General features: G+C 51.1%; 15 protein-coding genes and 3 pseudogenes. 7 read left to right on the forward strand and 11 right to left on the reverse strand.

The window, feature by feature from the left end:
- Nucleotides 1-227: 227 nt before the first annotated feature.
- The gene (locus tag C480_RS18355; protein ID WP_049903970.1) at nucleotides 228-1,637 is read right to left on the reverse strand and encodes an ATP-binding protein; all 1,410 of its coding nucleotides are present in this window, start codon (nucleotides 1,635-1,637) and stop codon (nucleotides 228-230) included.
- A 612-nt stretch (nucleotides 1,638-2,249) separates the two neighbouring features.
- On the opposite strand from C480_RS18355, the pseudogene C480_RS22445 reads away from it, so the two are divergent.
- Nucleotides 2,250-2,648, forward strand: a pseudogene (locus C480_RS22445) (IS6 family transposase); the annotation flags it as partial.
- Between the two features lie 232 nt (nucleotides 2,649-2,880).
- On the opposite strand, the gene C480_RS22450 reads toward C480_RS22445, so the two are convergent.
- The 5 genes and pseudogenes from C480_RS22450 to C480_RS22460 all read right to left on the reverse strand — a co-directional run.
- The gene (locus tag C480_RS22450) at nucleotides 2,881-3,792 is read right to left on the reverse strand and encodes an SAM-dependent methyltransferase (protein ID WP_083873411.1); all 912 of its coding nucleotides are present in this window, start codon (nucleotides 3,790-3,792) and stop codon (nucleotides 2,881-2,883) included.
- Nucleotides 3,793-3,898: 106 nt separating this feature from the next.
- Nucleotides 3,899-4,813, reverse strand: coding sequence for a glycosyltransferase (locus C480_RS22455; protein ID WP_006667131.1), 915 nt, complete (start codon nucleotides 4,811-4,813; stop codon nucleotides 3,899-3,901).
- A gap of 723 nt (nucleotides 4,814-5,536) precedes the next feature.
- Nucleotides 5,537-6,412, reverse strand: coding sequence for a methyltransferase domain-containing protein (locus tag C480_RS18365; protein WP_083873412.1), 876 nt, complete (start codon nucleotides 6,410-6,412; stop codon nucleotides 5,537-5,539).
- Between the two features lie 179 nt (nucleotides 6,413-6,591).
- Nucleotides 6,592-7,416 (reverse strand): annotated as a pseudogene (locus C480_RS18370) (IS5 family transposase).
- Between the two features lie 254 nt (nucleotides 7,417-7,670).
- Nucleotides 7,671-7,841: pseudogene (locus C480_RS22460) on the reverse strand (IS6 family transposase); the annotation flags it as partial.
- A gap of 183 nt (nucleotides 7,842-8,024) precedes the next feature.
- Between C480_RS22460 and C480_RS22465 the strand changes: the two are divergent.
- On the forward strand, nucleotides 8,025-9,344 hold the full coding sequence (locus C480_RS22465) for a cytochrome P450 (protein WP_161607022.1): 1,320 nt from the start codon (nucleotides 8,025-8,027) through the stop codon (nucleotides 9,342-9,344).
- Here the strand turns inward: C480_RS22465 and C480_RS23210 are convergent.
- Together C480_RS23210 and C480_RS23215 are read right to left on the reverse strand one after the other, a co-directional pair.
- Nucleotides 9,341-9,886, reverse strand: coding sequence for a hypothetical protein (locus tag C480_RS23210; protein ID WP_152424097.1), 546 nt, complete (start codon nucleotides 9,884-9,886; stop codon nucleotides 9,341-9,343). The two genes, C480_RS22465 and C480_RS23210, sit on opposite strands and share 4 nt — an antisense overlap.
- Nucleotides 9,883-10,878, reverse strand: coding sequence for a hypothetical protein (locus C480_RS23215; RefSeq protein ID WP_152424098.1), 996 nt, complete (start codon nucleotides 10,876-10,878; stop codon nucleotides 9,883-9,885). The genes C480_RS23210 and C480_RS23215 overlap by 4 nt, the downstream gene beginning before the upstream one ends.
- Nucleotides 10,879-11,452: 574 nt before the next feature.
- On the opposite strand from C480_RS23215, the gene C480_RS18380 reads away from it, so the two are divergent.
- Nucleotides 11,453-11,842 (forward strand): RidA family protein, encoded by a 390-nt coding sequence (locus tag C480_RS18380; protein ID WP_006667136.1) that lies wholly within the window; start codon nucleotides 11,453-11,455, stop codon nucleotides 11,840-11,842.
- 63 nt (nucleotides 11,843-11,905) lie between these two features.
- Nucleotides 11,906-13,564, forward strand: a complete 1,659-nt coding sequence (locus C480_RS18385) for a transposase (RefSeq protein ID WP_049903973.1) — start codon at nucleotides 11,906-11,908, stop codon at nucleotides 13,562-13,564.
- Nucleotides 13,565-13,954: 390 nt separating this feature from the next.
- On the opposite strand, the gene C480_RS24670 is transcribed toward C480_RS18385, so the two are convergent.
- The 3 genes from C480_RS24670 to C480_RS18400 all read right to left on the reverse strand — a co-directional run bounded on the left by C480_RS24670 (nucleotide 13,955) and on the right by C480_RS18400 (nucleotide 15,038).
- Complete coding sequence (locus C480_RS24670; RefSeq protein WP_338044797.1) at nucleotides 13,955-14,089, reverse strand: HalOD1 output domain-containing protein; 135 nt, start codon at nucleotides 14,087-14,089, stop codon at nucleotides 13,955-13,957.
- A 113-nt stretch (nucleotides 14,090-14,202) separates the two neighbouring features.
- On the reverse strand, nucleotides 14,203-14,793 hold the full coding sequence (locus C480_RS18395) for a DsrE/DsrF/DrsH-like family protein (protein ID WP_006667139.1): 591 nt from the start codon (nucleotides 14,791-14,793) through the stop codon (nucleotides 14,203-14,205).
- Entirely contained in the window at nucleotides 14,793-15,038 is a 246-nt protein-coding gene (locus C480_RS18400) for a sulfurtransferase TusA family protein (protein ID WP_006111093.1), read from the reverse strand. The genes C480_RS18395 and C480_RS18400 overlap by 1 nt, the downstream gene beginning before the upstream one ends.
- A gap of 244 nt (nucleotides 15,039-15,282) precedes the next feature.
- Here C480_RS18400 and C480_RS18405 point away from each other — a divergent pair, with 244 nt between their 5' ends.
- From C480_RS18405 to C480_RS18415, 3 genes are read left to right on the forward strand one after another with little or no spacing between them, the layout of a single operon-like run.
- On the forward strand, nucleotides 15,283-16,476 hold the full coding sequence (locus tag C480_RS18405; protein WP_006667140.1) for an MBL fold metallo-hydrolase: 1,194 nt from the start codon (nucleotides 15,283-15,285) through the stop codon (nucleotides 16,474-16,476).
- 5 nt (nucleotides 16,477-16,481) lie between these two features.
- Nucleotides 16,482-16,994 (forward strand): YeeE/YedE family protein, encoded by a 513-nt coding sequence (locus C480_RS18410; RefSeq protein ID WP_006111095.1) that lies wholly within the window; start codon nucleotides 16,482-16,484, stop codon nucleotides 16,992-16,994.
- A 1-nt stretch (nucleotide 16,995) separates the two neighbouring features.
- Nucleotides 16,996-17,457 (forward strand): DUF6691 family protein, encoded by a 462-nt coding sequence (locus tag C480_RS18415; protein ID WP_083873414.1) that lies wholly within the window; start codon nucleotides 16,996-16,998, stop codon nucleotides 17,455-17,457.
- The last annotated feature ends 4 nt before the right edge of the window (nucleotides 17,458-17,461 follow it).

The raw sequence follows: 17,461 nt of genomic DNA on the forward strand, positions 1-17,461 counted from the left end.
CCGCCATCAGCCGCTGTGTCGGCTTCTTGTCCTCGACCTCCGCGAGAGCGTCGCGGAGGTCGTCGAGGGTGGCGGCGTCAAGTGTAGCCATACCATAGAGTTACACTCCAGCCTAAAAAATATTCAGCCGACAGTATTACTTCGAACCGAGAGTATCCAACTGAAGCCAGTGATATATTAATTGGTGACAGGGTCACAATCCGTCTTCCTCAACTTTCTTCGATCGCCTATTCCGTGATCAGTCCGACGACGTCATTGACGGTAAACAGGCGAAGATCGTCCCGTTCCGATTCGGCTTCCTTGACTGCAGACGAGAATCCAGACCGACTGAATAGCGCATACGTGTACTCTGGGTCACCACCGCTGTTTGGATGCCAGTCTACTTTCGGAGTTTCAGACTCGAGTTGACTGAGGACATCGTACCCGACCGCTTCCTGTCGGAACTTCACCTCACCGACGAGGAGTGTCTCTCCATTCGTCGGGGCAACGATATCGATTTCGTTTCCACTGCCGTCCCACCAGTTGCCAGGTTCCTCTACGAAGCGATACTCGTCGCCGAACGCGTACAGGACAGCGTGCTGGCATAACTGCTCGAACGTCCCGCTGACGAAGTCTGGCAGTTCTGGGTCGATGAGATCAGTGTAAGCATCCTCGCCATATACCTCGTACCGGGCTGTCCGCCCATAAACGAATTTGAACCAAAACCGAAACAATGGATCTGTAATTGCATATCGTCCTTTTCGGCTCCGATCTGGATCGACGGTGACTGGGTAGTCTCGTTCGATAATGCGCAAGTCATTCAGTCGGTCGAGATAATAGCCGACACTACTATTACTAATTCCGGCACCCTGGGCGACTTCGTTCTTGACTCGGTTTCCTTCCGCAAGCGACTTCAATATCGCAAAGTATCGGTCGACCTCGTCCAGTTCCCGGTGGAGCACGTTTTCGGGCTCCTCGTGGAGTCCTCCGTCACGCCGTAACAGCGTCCTCGTGACGTTCTCCTCGAGTGTCTCGTCGTCTTCGATGGCTCGCAAATACTCTGGCGTCCCGCCGAAGACACCGTAGGTCATCACCTGTTCAGCGGGGGAATAGTCGGGAAAAAATGACATCGCCGCTCCGAAGCGGAGCGGGCCAACTTCGATCTCCCCATTCGGGTTCTTGGCGACGCGACCGTACAGCGGCGCTGTTCCTTCAAGGGCGTACTCGTGCATCATTCCGATAGCAGACCCAGTCAGTACGAAGGCCGTTGCAGTTTTCTCAGCGGTATGATCCCAGACGCGCTGCAGGATCGACGGGAGTGCGTCGGTTTGCTCGACGAGGTACGGGAACTCGTCGACGATGATGACTGCATTCTGCTCGGCAAGAAATTCGAAGAGGGGTTCCCACTCTTCGCGGATCCGTGTGATCCCTGGATACACCTCGGCAGCGTCGTTGATGAACGAGGAAATCTGCTGGTCTGCAGTCCCTCTAGTCGCTTGGTAGTAGACGGCGTCGTCGCGATCTCGGATCGACTCGAGCGCAAGCGTCGTTTTTCCCATCCGTCGTCGTCCCCAAACTACCGCTAGTGCTGCGGTATCGCTCTCGTAGAGTTTATCGAGGCGTTTCAGTTCCCGTTCCCGATTTACAAATCCAGTCATTGTGCCCGTTTCGAAGGGGACACGTAAAACGGTTCCTCTAAAGGAGTCTGAGCTAACTTAGCTTAGACTAACGTATCTTGGGCACCCTTAGATGAGTTCTTGACGCTGTAGTGTTTCGGCGCCAACTAGTACCATCAACACAAGTATCTCGACGCATAGTCTTCCGGACCATCGCATAGACGCCCTATTCCGTGTGGCCTGTCTACTTCATATTTGCGTATCTCCTGTACTCGATCTGGCGAGCGGTCGATCTGCTTGTGCAAGTCGAGGTGACCGGCGAATACGAGCACACACCAGTTGTGACGGCTGAGAACACACTCACGCTGTTGAAGGAGAAAACAGGAAGCGGATAGAAAATCGCTCGATTCGGTCAAAAGACGTGTTTCTGAGTGGTAACACTGTCGGGAATCTCGGGAGACCGCTGAAACTGCTCTGAAACCGACAGGAGTTGGCACCTGGGAGGTGGTCTGAAGAATTTTCGGTTAGTGATTCGTCTGAACCCACGCATTACAAGCCTGCTAAGCCCACTGTAGTCTCAACTACTGGGCTTGTCCAATAGTTGCGACCGGTGTTCTCAATGCATACGGATTCGATGTAAGATGGGGCGCTAACGAAAAGAAGTGGTTGTATGCCGCGATCGACACAGAGTCAAAGCTACTGCTCGAAATTGACGTGTTCAGCCGCCGCGGGACTGACCCCGCAGCAGCGTTCCTGCCCCGACTCACCGAGAAACACGATATCGCCGAGACAGAGTTTCTCGTGGATCAATTCGACTATCGGACTGCCCTCGCTCATCATGAATTGAGCGGTCAGCTCAACTACAGCGATCGAAACCACATCGAAAAGTGGTTTCAGACTGTTTCGATGCGGATCGACCGCTTTCACTCCTTCTGGCGAGGCAGTCCAACCAGTGCACGACGCTGGCTCAGACGCTTCAGACACCATTATAACCACGATTGTCCTAATCAAGCGCTCAATGGGCGAACACCAGCCGAGGAGGTTCTGAACTAGACAGTGCGGGGTGAGAGGCACTGTCTAGATACGGAAAACCGCAAGACTGAGTGCAGGTGAAGGCGTGCCGAAATTGGCGAAACGACGATAGCGTCTCTGGTACAAGTGGAACTCGGTCAACGAGCAGCAAAAAGTCGACTCCTTCAGCATACTTCTCATGATGGGTGAGTATCTTAACAGTCAATAAGCGTGTCGCGACAGCTGCTGAAACGCCGGCCCATACTATAAGCGCTTAACTAGACGGTGCCGACTGGTCAATCTTGGCAGTGACTATATTGTATGCCCAAATATGATCACGAAGGGTCTGGCCTTGATAATAACATGCAGCAACATTATCTGTTTGCACCTGATTTCGCATCCCAGCAATTTGCATCAACTTCGTAAGTGGATAACCCCAGAGGCTGAATTTATAGAGACTTTTTGAGGATGGCATCACATTTTTAGATATATCATCTGCACTTATTTCACTGAAATTGAGATCACTAAGATGATCAAGGAATTTGCCAAGATATGCGAGATTGGGAACTTTCCACCCATTAAGCCACCTCCACAGGTTTCTACGTTCCTGTTGTGTGAGAGACTCTAGAGGATTTGTCAAAAACCCATCGGCGACAGCGAGGTGGCCACCGTTAGTGAGCGCACGCGCTGCCTGTTCAAGAAAGTCTCGTTTATTCTCAGCATAGCAGACAGATTCGAGGCCCCATACTACGTCGAAGCTCTGGTCTTCGATGGTATCCATCTGTGTGAAATCATCGAAGCGGAATTCGATGTGATCCTCAACATTACGATCTTCCGCCATATTACGAGCGAGACCAAGTTGCATCTCACTAATATTGATACCCACAACGTCAACATTATACTCCTTAGCTAACCATGTTGCAGTCTCACCAATACCACAACCGGCATCAAGGATTCGGTCGCCTGGTTCAATCCCAACCCTTTCTGCGATATTTCGCTTCATATTTGGGATGGCTTCGCTATGATCAGTATGCTCCTGGTCAAAGTACCCATAATGGATACTTCGATGCCCCTCCCGCTCCCACCGTTTCTTATAAGCACTGTGGCACTCAGCATAGTACTCGCGAACATCATCGTTACTATGGTGTGCTATCGCTTCTGTACCAGAATTCATCTGTTCTCTCATATATAATGTCGATGCGATTGATATTTATATTTAACGATGGTGAGAATCAAACCTTGGCTGATACAGTGGATGGCAGCTATAAGGATCTCAATACACAAACGGCATCTCAGTCCAGAACCTCTACGTCAAACTTACTGCGCCACCGATAGCGCCGCCCTCCCCAAATGAATGTATCTCTCCACAATCCATACAAGAATAAAGGAACCTGAAGAAGCATTGCTGGATATGCAAGCAAGAAGGTCCATCGTTTCACGCCTAGATACGCATATATACTAGCATAAAGTGCTGTAATTACAATAGCACTTACTGGCGGATAGAATAGACAGAAGAAAGTGGTTATTGTCGAAATCAAGAGGATGGCAACCATGTTCTTCTTATCGTAATGCCAAGCAAGCTGAGAAAACCTCGTATGGCGCTCAAGTGTCGTTCGGAACGTTCCGCCAATGTTTACCGATCGAGTTCGCCGAAGCGTGGTGAATTCAATATACTCCGATAATAAACCGTCATCACTGACCGTGTGTCTTAATCCTTCAATCAACGATTCAACATCCACGTCAGACCTATCAAACATCACCCCCCCTGCCCATGATTTTCCTTCTAATTGTACTGTTAGTGAGCCACCAAACGCATAGATTGGTTCAAGCAACGTTGCAAGAAGGTCCTGTCCAACAAAAAACGGGATTTCTGAAACGGGTCCATATTGATCATAATCTCCATGAAGAGTATCCAACCAATCTGTTGGATGTGCGAAGTCATCATCTGTCCAGACGATACGATCATTGGATGCAGCTTCTAGCCCAGCTGCAATGGCATTTGCTTTTCCTGAACAAGCAACTGGTTCTCCCGCAATAATTAGATCAACCGATGATGGGAGATTTCTACCTGCTATCGGATCATCTGGTGTATCACAGATTATTAACAATTCATCGTTCTTAGAGAGTTGCTCTGCAAGTTCTCGACAGGACGGTTTCCATTCAACAGTAGGAAGTAATACACTAGTTGGCGGGTTGGTATTTCCCATGGATCATAATCACTGTGTGACTGATTAAGCCTACATTCGATCATTACTTATAACCATCGCTTTTTCAAATTTCAATGGAGTATAAATGTATATCTTGTTGCTCGGGAGTATCTATTAAAGCAAGAGATGAAACTAGTAGAGTTCTCTTGAGGACAGTGGTAATCAGACTCGGAGCTTCATTTACCGACACAGAGTGCTTTCGCATGTAATGCTTCATACGAACTGTATATCCCAGCCGATCTGATTCGGTTAGCACAACTCTCCATACTTGTACTTCTGCGGTTCAGCAGTATCGAGATCTTGTTCAGTAACTATGAGGCTTCATAGTCAGCGTTTCTCACAGAATTTGCACACCAAAGTCCTCTATCTGACGATTTCTGGTCGTCTCGGAGGTCATCACGACCTCTTTTACCTGAAGGACTCAGTCAAGAAGCGTCGTCTATACGAGGTGTAGGCTGTGATCAACTCGCGGATCGCCACCATGAACCAGCGTATCCACTATCTGACGTGGCAGTTGGATCAGCTCTCGTCAACAAAGACCGCAATATCTCTGTGGACATGGATCCCATCGATGGTTTATCAATAAGTGAATAACAGTAAATTGCTGAAGTAATCGTTTTAACGGTATAAGCTGATCCCTTGCCAACCCATCATTTCACCATTGGACCAACTACCTTGTTTTCCTCTAGTGGTTTGATTCCAATCTAGCAGTGCCACGTGCAGTCATAGTTTTGCAGCAACGATACTATATGTGATGAGTCTTAGCTTATACGCATAATACATATAGTGAATAGCAGTTGTATTTTCTAGACGGAGCTGTTCTCGGAGTCCAACGGCATTCAGAACTTTTGATAATGGATAATCCCACAGGCTGAATAGGTATAAAACCCGGGCCGACGGAAGGGTATTCTCTGTTGCATCCTGTCGCCGAATGTTTTTGAATCCGAGCTGGCTAAGGTTTTCACGAAAGTCATCGATATGTGCGTAATTAGGTACCTTCCAACCTTCTAGCCATTTCCGCATAATAAACTGCTCAATTTTAGAAAAATCCCGTTGGTCAAGGAACCAATCAGAAATCACAATGCGTCCCTTCGGTTTCAATACCCTCTTTGCCTGTTCAAGAAAATCACGCTTATCTTCAGCATAGCAGATAGATTCAATAGCCCAGACGACATCAACGCTATCGTTCTCAACTGTCTCAAGTTGGGTGAAATCATCATGACGAAATTCAGTGAGGCTCTTGACATTACGGTCAATTGCAAGTTCGCGTGCAAGCCCGAGTTGTAGCCGGTTGATATTGACACCGATTGTTTTTGCCCCGTATTCACGCGCAATCCAAGTAGCATTATCGCCAAGCCCACCACTACAGTCAAGCACCCGATCATTGGCTGACAGATTGATCAGGTCTGCAAATATCTGCTTCATATTATCCGCAGCCGGACCATACTTGGAGTGCTCCTTGTCATAGTAACCTAGATGTATGTTAGCTTGATGACTCTCGGGAGTCCACTTTGCATTATATATCGAATGACACTGTGTATAATAATCATTTACTTCACTATTGCTTGGATTTCGAGGGTTAAGTTTATCGAGTTCCATATGGTTCTTCTTAATTATGGAATACAAACTCCACTCTAGTAAACTTATCTACTTAGTCTTATTCTATAATCATTTTAGTACTATCTAATCAGGGTTTCGTCACTTCCTTGACCAACATGCAGTCATCGAGTGCTTGACTCGATTACAGATTGCTTTGTTGAATAGCTGCTAAATGATGGTTAGAGGGACTCACAGAGCTTTTCTATGTTGATGATGGCGAACATGAGGATAATTTCACGGAACTATCGATACCAGCCCAGCGCTCGCACGGCGTCGCCGAGCGAGCGCTTCGTCGTCGAGTACGAAGTTTCGGCCATCCAGCGCTGAGCGTAGCCTTTTGTCCGGATAAACGCATTGTTCCCTGTCGTGAGTGGCCTCGATCCACGCTGTAAGATCAGTGGTTCGACACCGAGGGCGTAGAACTCGTATTTGGTGTGCCAGTTGTGGAAGGCTTTGTCAGCAGCGACGGAAAGCAGGTCGTCCGCGTTCCGGCGGACGACCTGCGGCCCTGCCTTCGTATCGTGTTTCCACCGGGCTGAGATATGGACGTCAAGAACTGCAAGAGACTCTACATCGGTTAGTGTCGTCACTTTCAGCGTCTGCACGCTATTTCCAGATCGCTGACGGTAGTACGATGAAGCAGCGCGTCGGTCGAAGAACGTACTGTCGAGATCTACGTGTCCAGACTGCGGGTGTTGCTGCGCTGAAACGCGCAGCAACGCCCGCCACACCCACATTTTCAGCCGATCGAACGACTTGTAGATCGTGCTGTAATCCGGCAACTCGTCCTGATCGAGGCCAAGTACGTCACGAACCTCAGACATGTACTTCAGCCGGTTCGGCGTTTCACGGTAGCTATAGCCCTCTTCGAGCCGAAAACAGTGCAAAATGACGTGTACCCAGCGGGCGAACCCGCCGCTGGCGGGCTCGCCCGCGTGCTTCCCCAACGCTTGTTTGGCTAGGTCTCGACACTGCTCAACGAAGTCGAGGATATCGATTTCCATACCAACCTCGATTTCCTCGACTTCATCCATACCGAAAACCGGGGAAAGAAGCGCTGGAAACCATTCTCGAAACTGCACTCTGACTCACCAACAATCTACGCCACAAGAGCGTTCGACTCTATATCAGGGGGCTCAATGCGCTACTCTTGGATGGTTCTGGCTTCAATTTCCACCGAATCTCTGCTGGCGAAACGATTAGACTCTTTCGCAGTGCCGCAATGTAGGCCCAACCCGATTCCCTATGGCGATTCACCAGAGCCGTCAATGCCAAGTAATTCGAGCACTGCGACGACCTCCCGAACTGACAATCCCATCGAATGCAGTCGCACCCCGACACCCGTAAGGGTGCTCGGGGTGCGCTCGTTCTCCCAAACCTCATCACAGTCCACGTCTAAGTTCTCTCTGAGCAGGTTGGCAAGTTGCATAGACACTTCTCGCCACCACCTGCTCATTCCTCAAACTCTCATCTAGACAGTGCCTTAATAGCAGGCGTCTCAGGATCTCTATGAGTGATTCTAGGAGGTATATCACTGCAAACCACGAACTGTTTATATTTTGGCTGAACAGTACCCGAAAAACATATGTGTGAAGATGGTAACAAATATTCAATGTCAACTACAATACCACCAAAAGTGGAAGGTCAGCCGTTGCTAGGAAGCCTTATACCATTTCTTCGCCGTCCGTTTGAGTTCCGTGAGAAGTGTACCGCGGAACACGAGAGCATTCTCAGGATAGACGTTGGACCAAAGGAGTTGTACCTCGTCACTGACCCAGAAGATATTGAAGAGATTTTCATCACAAAGTCAGACTCATTCCAGAAACCAGAACTGATGCGCGAACGTCTTGGTGATGCCTTTGGTAATGGGTTGCTATTAAGTGGTGGTGAAATTTGGGATGCGCAACGAGAACTTGCTCAGCCTGAATTTGAGGCAAGCCGTATCGGGGAATATATCGACCAAATGGGTACGATCGCACACGGAGTGGTTAGTAACTGGGATAATAAAAATTATGACATGAGGGCAGAGATGGAGCGTATCACTATCCCGATTCTCGTAGAGTGTCTGTTTGGAACTGAAAATGTCGAGTATGTTCAAAGAATCGCTGAAGGAGCAGAGGCGCTTACGATGAAATATAAGCCGACATCGTTGTCTTTCTATTTGCCAGATTGGGTACCAACTCCTATAAATATGCGGTATCACCGAGGGTTGAAGTTGTTAGATAACACTGTAGACGATATTTTAACAGAACGGAACAGAGGCGTCAATCGTGACGACCTTCTCTCAGTGTTGCTCAAAGCAGCTAATGAAGATAGGTATATAGATCGTAAATTAATTCGTGATGAAATGATAACAATAATGACTGGAGGGAGCGGTCCACCAGCCTTTGCCCTAGCATATACTTTGTTCCTGCTTGCACACCACCCGCGTCAATACGAGCAGTTGCAGGCTGAAGCGGATGCCGTGCTCGATGGTGCTAACCCAACGATATCCGACATGGCAGAACTCACACATACAGAACATGTCTATAAAGAGAGTCTACGGCTATACCCACCGGTGTGGACGATTGGTAGAGAATCTGCAGAAAGTGTAACAATTGGTGGATATCATATTCCAAAAGGTACATCGATGGTCATAACATCGTGGGCAACACACCGTGACGAGCGTTTCTTCGAGAAGCCAAAAGTGTTTGATCCAGGGCGTTGGGACCAAGACCAAAATCGTCCACAGTTTGCTTATTTCCCATTCGGCGGTGGACCACGAATCTGCATAGGAAAACGGTTCGCACTCACAGAGGCGAAGGTAGTGTTGTCGTTGATCGCCTCAAAGTACGATATAGAGCCAGCTCATACCGAGTCATTGGATCACCGAGTCTCAACACATATTAGCCCGAAAAACGCTGAAATTAGAGTACAACCTCGTCAGGACTAATCCTCAAGCTGTATCTCTTCCAAGATTCTGATGGACTCGTTCAAACCTCTACATATATGATTTGTAAAATACTGTACGAAATGCGGTGGCGAAGTGCTAATAACTACTGATGGGATATTATACTTATGTGCCCAAAAAATCTCGATAGCAGTTCCACAGGACGGCTGTGGGAGATATGCGAGGAGTAAATCACTCTCGGAAAGTAGTTCCAAGTCACGTTCGACTATTGAATCAATCACATTTTCAGAAGTATATTCCGGAATGATCGAAGGATCAGCAAGCACTTGATTCATTGATGTTGCCATACTTGCCTCATGTACTGCTTCTAGATAGGGTTCGTCAGGAAGACGATGAATATTTTTTGCCACTTCTTCAATATTGATCACACCATCCGAATCCGTAATGATATCAAGAGCTTCAGAATACTGGTCGATAGCAGAGAATCCTGCGTTCTCAACCGCACGCTTCATTCGGAGTCGATAGTCAGCAAGATCGCTAATGTCCTGAAAATCAATAGGGCCTGCAAGAAATACGTCATTCATAGTTGACCTTTTTCTGTTATAGGGGTTGTTTCAACAGGAATTCCAAGGACATCATTCGCTCCCTGTGCAGCATCGCGGGCGATGTATGCTGCACCAAGAGCTGTGCTATACTTGCTACAGATGTGGACTGGAGCAAGCCTGCTGAGAGATTCTTCGAGTGATGATTGCATATTAATTGGCGAAGTAACACGGCTGAGACGACCACTGAGGACAATCTTGTCAAGAGAACAGCCAAAGGAAAATGTAAAAGGAACGAGTGAATAAACATGTTGGAGAGTTGCTAGTCGGATGCTTTTAAGAAGATCTTCATCTGGTACTCCACGAATTTTCTCAAATGGTTCGCCAGAGCGGAATAGCAATCCTGAACGCATGAATACGTCGCGATACCCGCTATTGGAGTCGCGGAGTTCGCGGAGCATTTCCGTATCGACGTGTCCGTGTATAAGTCCAAGCCAATGGAAAGCCCCACGAAGCGTTCCGTTGCGGACGATTGTTGCCATCGCTGATGAACTGACACATGCAGAAATGAAGGTATTTCCAACCCCCTCCTGAGCGCTAACGATTTCCTGTGCATACCTAGTCATTGCGACCTTATCTGCACCGGTCAGCGACGAATAGTGCTTAAAGTACGGATCAAGACAGTCAAGGTCTTGGTGAATACCTGGATACGCAATACAAGGCAGGTCGGTATTGACCAGCTCATCAAACACCTGTGTCCCAGTACCGAAGCCATGGCCGAGTCCTATGTAGTCGATGACGCCACGGTTGTCAAGCGATGAGATATCAGTGATTGTATTGAAGTTGTTTCCCATACTAAATCCATTTGCAACCATGTCAATATTATCGAAGTCAACATAATTGCTTAGCTCGTCAAGAAATGACCACTTACTCTCTCTTTGGTGCCTTTCAATAAGGAATGACTCATAGCTACCATCATCATGTAACGCTACTGTTTTTACACCAGTTGTAGAGTGATCGATTCCAACGTACATCTATCTAATCTGATTCTTGACACAATATTATATGAAACTGTTGATTTCTTATCGGGACAATATCTTGATTGAACTATCAGTACCTCACAAAGCTGGTTAGTTGAGATGTCTGCTTGTTGCGAATATGCCTATTAAAAAAGCAGCAAACAATGAAATCCACCGTCTTACAGCGATTCAACAGAGCCCCCGTAACTCTTTGTGCAATCGAGACGCAACGCTCGGTGCAGCGGGAGATTTAGGTCATGAACAACTGAAGTCTCCCGCTTCAACTCCTTCGATTTACTGACTTTCCCCGACGCCGTCTAGTGATTCAACACAGCCTAGAATTCGGTTGTTGGGCGATCAGACGGTCAGTTTTTGTTCAAGTCCTCCCTGGACACCTGTATCAACAATCTCCTACAGAAGAGCGATGTATGAAAGCTAAGCAGAAGTTGAAACTGTGTCGCCCAGTGCAGATGGAAGAAGCGCTTGTCTCGTCACTCCGTTTCAGCAGGCCCTCACTGGAGGAACCGATGCAGAGAAAGTGCATATCTATCCACCAAACTCCTTTCAATAACGGTTGTGAGTTTGAACCATGGAACAGAAACGAATATCGTCCGGAACCAAATGGGAGTCGAAAGTCGGATACTCTCGGGCCGTTCAGACAGGCGTTCAAGTACATGTTTCTGGGACTACAGCGACTAACGATGATGGTGATATAGTCGGCAAAGACGACGCGTACAAACAGACCAAGAAAGCACTCCAGAACATCGAAAGCGCCCTTCGAGAAACTGATGCATCGCTCGAGGATGTAGTCAGAACTCGAATCTTCGTTACCGATATTGATGACTGGGAAGCGATTGGTGAGGCCCATGGTGAAGTGTTGGGTGACGTTCGCCCAACCACCAGTATGGTCGAGGTGAATCGACTCATTGATCCGGAGTTACTCGTCGAGGTCGAGGCGGTTGCGATTATCCCGGAGTAAGTCCCCAATCAGTACTGATCAGTATAGATAGGCTCTTGCGCTCGAGTCAGAAGTATCCGATCAATGGCCTCGACGCCGGCTTCGCGACGTGCTGTCTTTCGAACGATCGCAACGAGCTCGTATCGAGAGTGGCCAGTGTATGACACGACATCGCTGTACGACCGAAGTTCGCTCGGTGGACTCGAGGAAGATATTCGGACTGTCGCATCAGCTTGGTTTACTCACGAGGCTCACAACTCGGTTGATGATTTCATTTGCGAACTCCCGTTGAAATACGTTGATCTGACTCCTCATGACCAGTACGATGAGCCAGCAACGTACGAAATGCGCACGCTGGTGCGGGCGTTTCTGCTGAAAGAAGCCTACGATTGGGATCACGAAACAGCGCTCCTCGAGCATCTCAAAAACCGGCCAGCGATTCGGCAGCAACTTGGCTTCGAGACACTTCCTGATCAGTCAACACTCTGGCGGACGTGGCACTGCCGGTTCTCACCTGATCTCCAGGAGACGATCCAGAAGAGCGCACGAACCGTTCTCATCAACGCTAACAGAGAAGGCAGCGATGTTCCAAGAGAACCGCTTCGTACCTCTGAGAACCATGAGGGGGCCAGTCCAACCGATTACGAAGTACTCACTCATGCAGACGAGGTTACCGAACAAGTGAGCCACATTGTTTACCCGGCGTTCTCGCTTAATCGCGGGGACAGCTGTGAAATTCATCCGAACGGGTTCTGGGATCTCCAGACGTACCTCGGGCTCCGAGAAAATCTGGCAGCGAACGAAGGAGCACGCAGCTTTCTCTATGACTCCCAGCGAGATCGGACACCGTTAGGACACGCTCATCGAGCGCACATCCGTGATCTCTCGATCGAGTCGATTCGCGAGATGTATCACGAGGCGTTGCAGCGGCTTATCGACCGAGTGTCGGAGACGGAAATTTTCCATCGTGCTGGACTCGTTGCGATCGATACGACCGAGGCAAAGCCGTTCACTGGCGATCGAACAGGCCACGAGGACGAGATACCCGGCACGAAAGATGGTGAGTACGCTTACCAGTGGGCGACGGTACAGTTGGTTGGGAAAGCCGTTCCATTAGTCCTAGATGCTCGGCCGATTCGAAAGGGAGAGAACCGCCGTGAGATCGTCATGGAACTGTTAGACTCGGCACAAGACCTTATCCACGTTGATCGTGTGTTGATGGATCGGGCGTTCGACAGTCAGCACATCCTCGAAGAAATCGATCAACGCGGCCTCGGGTATGTTGTTCCAAAGCGGATGTACACGAGTGAACGAGCCCAAGCAAAACGGCTACTCCGGTGGGAGCAGGACCGCTACGTTACTGATCGCAAGTTGCACTTGGGGAAGAACGAGTGGCATGAGACGACACTGATCTATAGACGACGGAAGAACGCTGAGAGTGCTGATCATACGCAATACAGTGTCTTCATGACGAACTGCCGCCCAGGAGCAGTTCATTTCTACAATTCGCGGTGGGAAATCGAGAGCGGCTACAGGAGTATTAAGCGGTTCATGGCAGCGACGACATCGAAAAGTTTCGTGCTACGGTTCTTCTACTTCGCGTTCGCCTGTCTGCTATATTCGATTTGGAGAGCTGTCGATCTGCTCGTGCAGATCGAGTTGACTGGCGAGTACGAACAGACACCACTCGTAACGGCGGAAAATACGCTCACGCTGTTGAAGGAGGAGACGGGAATCGGGTAAAGAGCCACTCTATCCGCGTGGAAGAGTGGGTTTTGAGTGGCGACACTGGAAGCTACCTCGGAAGAGCGCCGAAACCATTCTAAGACTGATGGGAATTAGCGGCTGAGAGGGCGTCTGAAAGATCTCCGATAGACTGATTTGTCCGAATTCACCGACGACAAGCCTGCTAAACGGCCTGTAGTCTCATCTTCTCACAACCTCGGAGGATGATTTTGATGTGTGGCTTTGTTTCCCCTTAGCCAGAAGAGAAACTGACAGCAAGTAGAGTACGAGTTGCTCAGTAACTAATCGATTCCAGACCTTCTGCGTCGCGTGATTCAACCGAAGGGATGTAGTAGTGCATGAAAATGACAATAGCCGAGGGTCGTGGAAGCGAATCCCAAACTCTTCTTACGACAGTTTGATGGTCCCATCCGAAGAGATTGTTACGTCATACCCTCGGTACCGGAACGAAACGTGTCCGCCTCGGACCGAGTCGTCAGCAGCGGTCGGTTCAAACAATCGGTCCAGCGCAGCAGGATCCACAACGTCGTTGAGCGGTGCTCGAGGGCAATCGGGGAGACATCTTCCGCGTCGGCAATCGCTTCAAGGACGCGTAGGCTCGGCTTTGAGCGCGTTGACTCGGTGGCAGTCATGGATTAGACGAGGAGCTGAATGTCGGATTCAGCCATGTGTTGCAGCGCGGTGGCCGCACCGACGCCGGTGGTGACGCCGTCGTAGAAGTCGTCCTCATCATAGTCCATCAATTCGATCGTCATCTGACACGCCTGCAGATCGACGCCGCTCTCGAGCGAGAGGTCGATCAGTTCCTCGATGGTGGCAGTCCCGTTGTCGTCAATCTTCTTCTGCATCATCTTCGTGGCCATCTTGTCCATGCCTGGCAGAGCAGCGACAGCGTTCGGGACCGGCATATTCGGGTTGCCGACGGCGCTCAACTTGAGGTCCTTCGACTTCTCCTCGTGGAGGATATCGAGCCCCCAAAACGTGTGGAAGACGACAACCTCCCAGCCGAAGGCGGCCGCAGTGCTCGCGAGGATTAACGGTGGATACGCCATGTCGAAGCTCCCCTGTGTCGCGACGATGGTCATCTTCTTCTGATCGTCGCCAGTGTCCACCGCTGCCATTGATTCTTCCAACTCCTCGACGCGCTCGCGCAGCGCCTGTAACTCGGCGGCGTCGACGTCCGGGTCGGCGTCGTCGACTGCCGTCGTTGGGTTATCCGTGCTCATTATTCCGTTTTCTTCACGTAGTGAGTGTACAAATCGTCCTCCTCGACCTGCTCGAGGAGTTCGACGCCGTCGGTGCCGTCGGCCCACCCCTGAATGTCGCTCATGCTGCCCGAGTCAGTCGCGACGACTTCGAGGACGTCGCCGGCCTCGAGATCGTCGATCGATTGCTTGGTCTTCACGATGGGCATCGGGCACGACTGTCCTTTCACGTCTAGCGTCTCCGTGGTCTGGTATTCCGAACTCATAGTTTCGTTCTGGCTCCGTATTGGAGCTATCATACAATATTGGGCACTCCCATATAAGGCCTCCGGTTATTGCACAATACACGAACATCCCCAATCTTGGAGAGGGTAAAATAACTAGTTAGTATCGCCTGCATACGCGTATATAGAAATTGTGAGGCTGTATTTGGCCAGTCTGTATTGTAGGCAATAGGAATTACTACACAAACCCTTAAGTGCCAGTAGCCGATACTGGGAACTGTACAACATGGACGATATGGATCTTCCAATGCCGGACGTCGAGATCGAATCGGTCAGTCCAGACGAATTGAAGGGGCAAATCGACGCGGGCGAGGACGTCACGCTCCTCGATACCCGCATGGAATCGGAGTACAACGAGTGGAAGATCGACGGAGAGACCGTTGAATCGATCAACATCCCGTACTTCGAGTTCCTGGACGACGAAATTGATGACGATGTCCTTGCACAGATTCCCGATGACCGCGAAATTACGGTTCTCTGTGCGAAGGGCGGCTCGAGCGAGTACGTCGCCGCACAGTTGAGAGAGCGCGGCTACGACGTCGACCACCTCGAGGACGGGATGAATGGCTGGGCGCGCATCTACGAGCGCGTCGAGGTCGAGCGCTACGACGGCGCGGGGACACTCTACCAGTATCAGCGTCCCTCGAGCGGCTGTCTCGGCTACCTCATCGTTGACGGTGACGAGGCAGCCTTGATTGACCCACTGCGTGCATTCACCGACCGCTATTTCCAAGATGTGAACGAACTGGACGCCGACCTGAAGTACGCAATCGACACGCACATCCACGCGGATCACATCTCGGGGATGCAAGACCTCGCCGATGAGGGCGTCGAGGGCGTCATCCCCAAGGCGGCGGTCGACCGCGGTATCACCTACGCCGACGAGATGACTCTCGCAGCAGACGGCAACGAGTTCGAAGTCGGTGCTGCCACGATCGAAACTGTCTACACGCCCGGACATACCTCCGGGATGACCTCGTACCTGATCGACGACTCGCTGCTTGCGACTGGCGACGGCCTGTTCGTCGAGAGTGTTGCCCGCCCTGACTTAGAGGAGGGCGACGAGGGCGCAGAAGACGCCGCACGCCAGCTCTACGAGTCGCTGCAGGAGCGCGTGCTGACCCTGCCTAACGACACGCTCGTCGGCGGGGCTCACTTCAGTGACTCCGCCGATCCCGCCGACGATGGCACCTATACGGCACCGATCAGCCAACTCGAAGAAGAGATGGACGCTCTAACGATGGACGAAGACGAGTTCGTCGAGCTGATCCTCTCGGACATGCCGCCCCGTCCGGCCAACTACGAGGATATCATCCTCACGAACCTCGGACAGCAGGAGGCCAACGACAAGGAGGCGTTCGAACTCGAGCTCGGCCCGAACAACTGTGCGGCCAGCCAAGAGTCGCTGGCGGGTGACTGATCACCGTGATCGAGATCGCACTGTTCGCCGAACTTGCCGCCCCGGGTCAGGTAGTGCCTGCCGAGCCGTTTCCCAACGGCATCTCCCGGTACGCTATCGGTGGACTGCTCGTCGGCCTCGGCGCGGTCGTCATCTATCTCGGGACGGGGATCGCCGCGGGCGCGAGTACGTTCCTCGAGTCGACGCTGTCGTACGTTTCGGATCAGTCACGGTTCAAGCAGTACCGCGGCTCCCGGGACTGGCGCGTCGTCTTCACGCTCGGAATTATTCTGGGAGCGGCGGTCTACGCCGTCTTCTGGCAGGGCGGGACGTGGACAACCGACGTCCAGCCCTGGCGGTTGCTGCTCGGTGGCGTCCTCGTCGGGATCGGGACGCGCGTCGGGAAGGGTTGCACGTCGGGCCACGGGGTCTGCGGCGTCGGCTCGGCCTCGAAAACGTCGATCGTCGGCGTGATCACGTTCCTGACGGTCGCGATCGTGACCGCCCAGATCGTCCAGGCGATGGGGGTGAGTCCGTAACATGAGCAGAAATCGACATCCCCTGTTCATGCCGCTGATCCTTGTCGGCGGCCTGATCTTCGGCTTCGGACTGGCGTACAGCCACATGGCCCGGCCGGAAGTCGTGCTGGACTTCCTCCAGTTCGACGACCTCGGCCTGCCGTTCGTCATGTTTGGCGCCGCGATCGTCTCCGGGATCGCCTTCGCGATCATGCCCCGGATTCGCGACAGCGCACCGCTGACGGGCGACGTGTACCGTCGACGGCTGAAATCGTTCGATCGAAACGTCCTGATCGGCGGCGGGATCTTCGGTGTCGGTTGGGGGCTCTCGGGGATCTGCCCCGGCGCGGCCTACGCCAGCCTCGGGATCGGAAACGTCGCCATCCTGTGGGCGCTCGTCGGCATGTTCGCCGGCGCCTACCTGCAGGGGGTCTGGCGCAGCAAGCGCGTCGCGGCCGACTCCGGTCCAGCGAGCGCCGACTAACACC

Source organism: Natrialba aegyptia DSM 13077 (genome assembly GCF_000337535.1).
Lineage (GTDB): Archaea > Halobacteriota > Halobacteria > Halobacteriales > Natrialbaceae > Natrialba > Natrialba aegyptia.

Bases quoted from the DNA above. Each gene is read 5' to 3' on its own strand.
- C480_RS18355 (WP_049903970.1), bottom strand. From the start codon at position 1,637: ATGACTGGATTTGTAAATCGGGAACGGGAACTGAAACGCCTCGATAAA.
- C480_RS22465 (WP_161607022.1), top strand. From the start codon at position 8,025: ATGTCAACTACAATACCACCAAAAGTGGAAGGTCAGCCGTTGCTAGGA.
- C480_RS18385 (WP_049903973.1), top strand. From the start codon at position 11,906: ATGGCCTCGACGCCGGCTTCGCGACGTGCTGTCTTTCGAACGATCGCA.
- C480_RS18415 (WP_083873414.1), top strand. From the start codon at position 16,996: ATGAGCAGAAATCGACATCCCCTGTTCATGCCGCTGATCCTTGTCGGC.
- C480_RS18405 (WP_006667140.1), top strand. From the start codon at position 15,283: ATGGACGATATGGATCTTCCAATGCCGGACGTCGAGATCGAATCGGTC.
- C480_RS22450 (WP_083873411.1), bottom strand. From the start codon at position 3,792: ATGAGAGAACAGATGAATTCTGGTACAGAAGCGATAGCACACCATAGT.
- C480_RS22455 (WP_006667131.1), bottom strand. From the start codon at position 4,813: ATGGGAAATACCAACCCGCCAACTAGTGTATTACTTCCTACTGTTGAA.
- C480_RS23215 (WP_152424098.1), bottom strand. From the start codon at position 10,878: ATGTACGTTGGAATCGATCACTCTACAACTGGTGTAAAAACAGTAGCG.
- C480_RS18395 (WP_006667139.1), bottom strand. From the start codon at position 14,793: ATGAGCACGGATAACCCAACGACGGCAGTCGACGACGCCGACCCGGAC.
- C480_RS23210 (WP_152424097.1), bottom strand. From the start codon at position 9,886: ATGAATGACGTATTTCTTGCAGGCCCTATTGATTTTCAGGACATTAGC.
- C480_RS18365 (WP_083873412.1), bottom strand. From the start codon at position 6,412: ATGGAACTCGATAAACTTAACCCTCGAAATCCAAGCAATAGTGAAGTA.
- C480_RS18380 (WP_006667136.1), top strand. From the start codon at position 11,453: ATGGAACAGAAACGAATATCGTCCGGAACCAAATGGGAGTCGAAAGTC.
- C480_RS18400 (WP_006111093.1), bottom strand. From the start codon at position 15,038: ATGAGTTCGGAATACCAGACCACGGAGACGCTAGACGTGAAAGGACAG.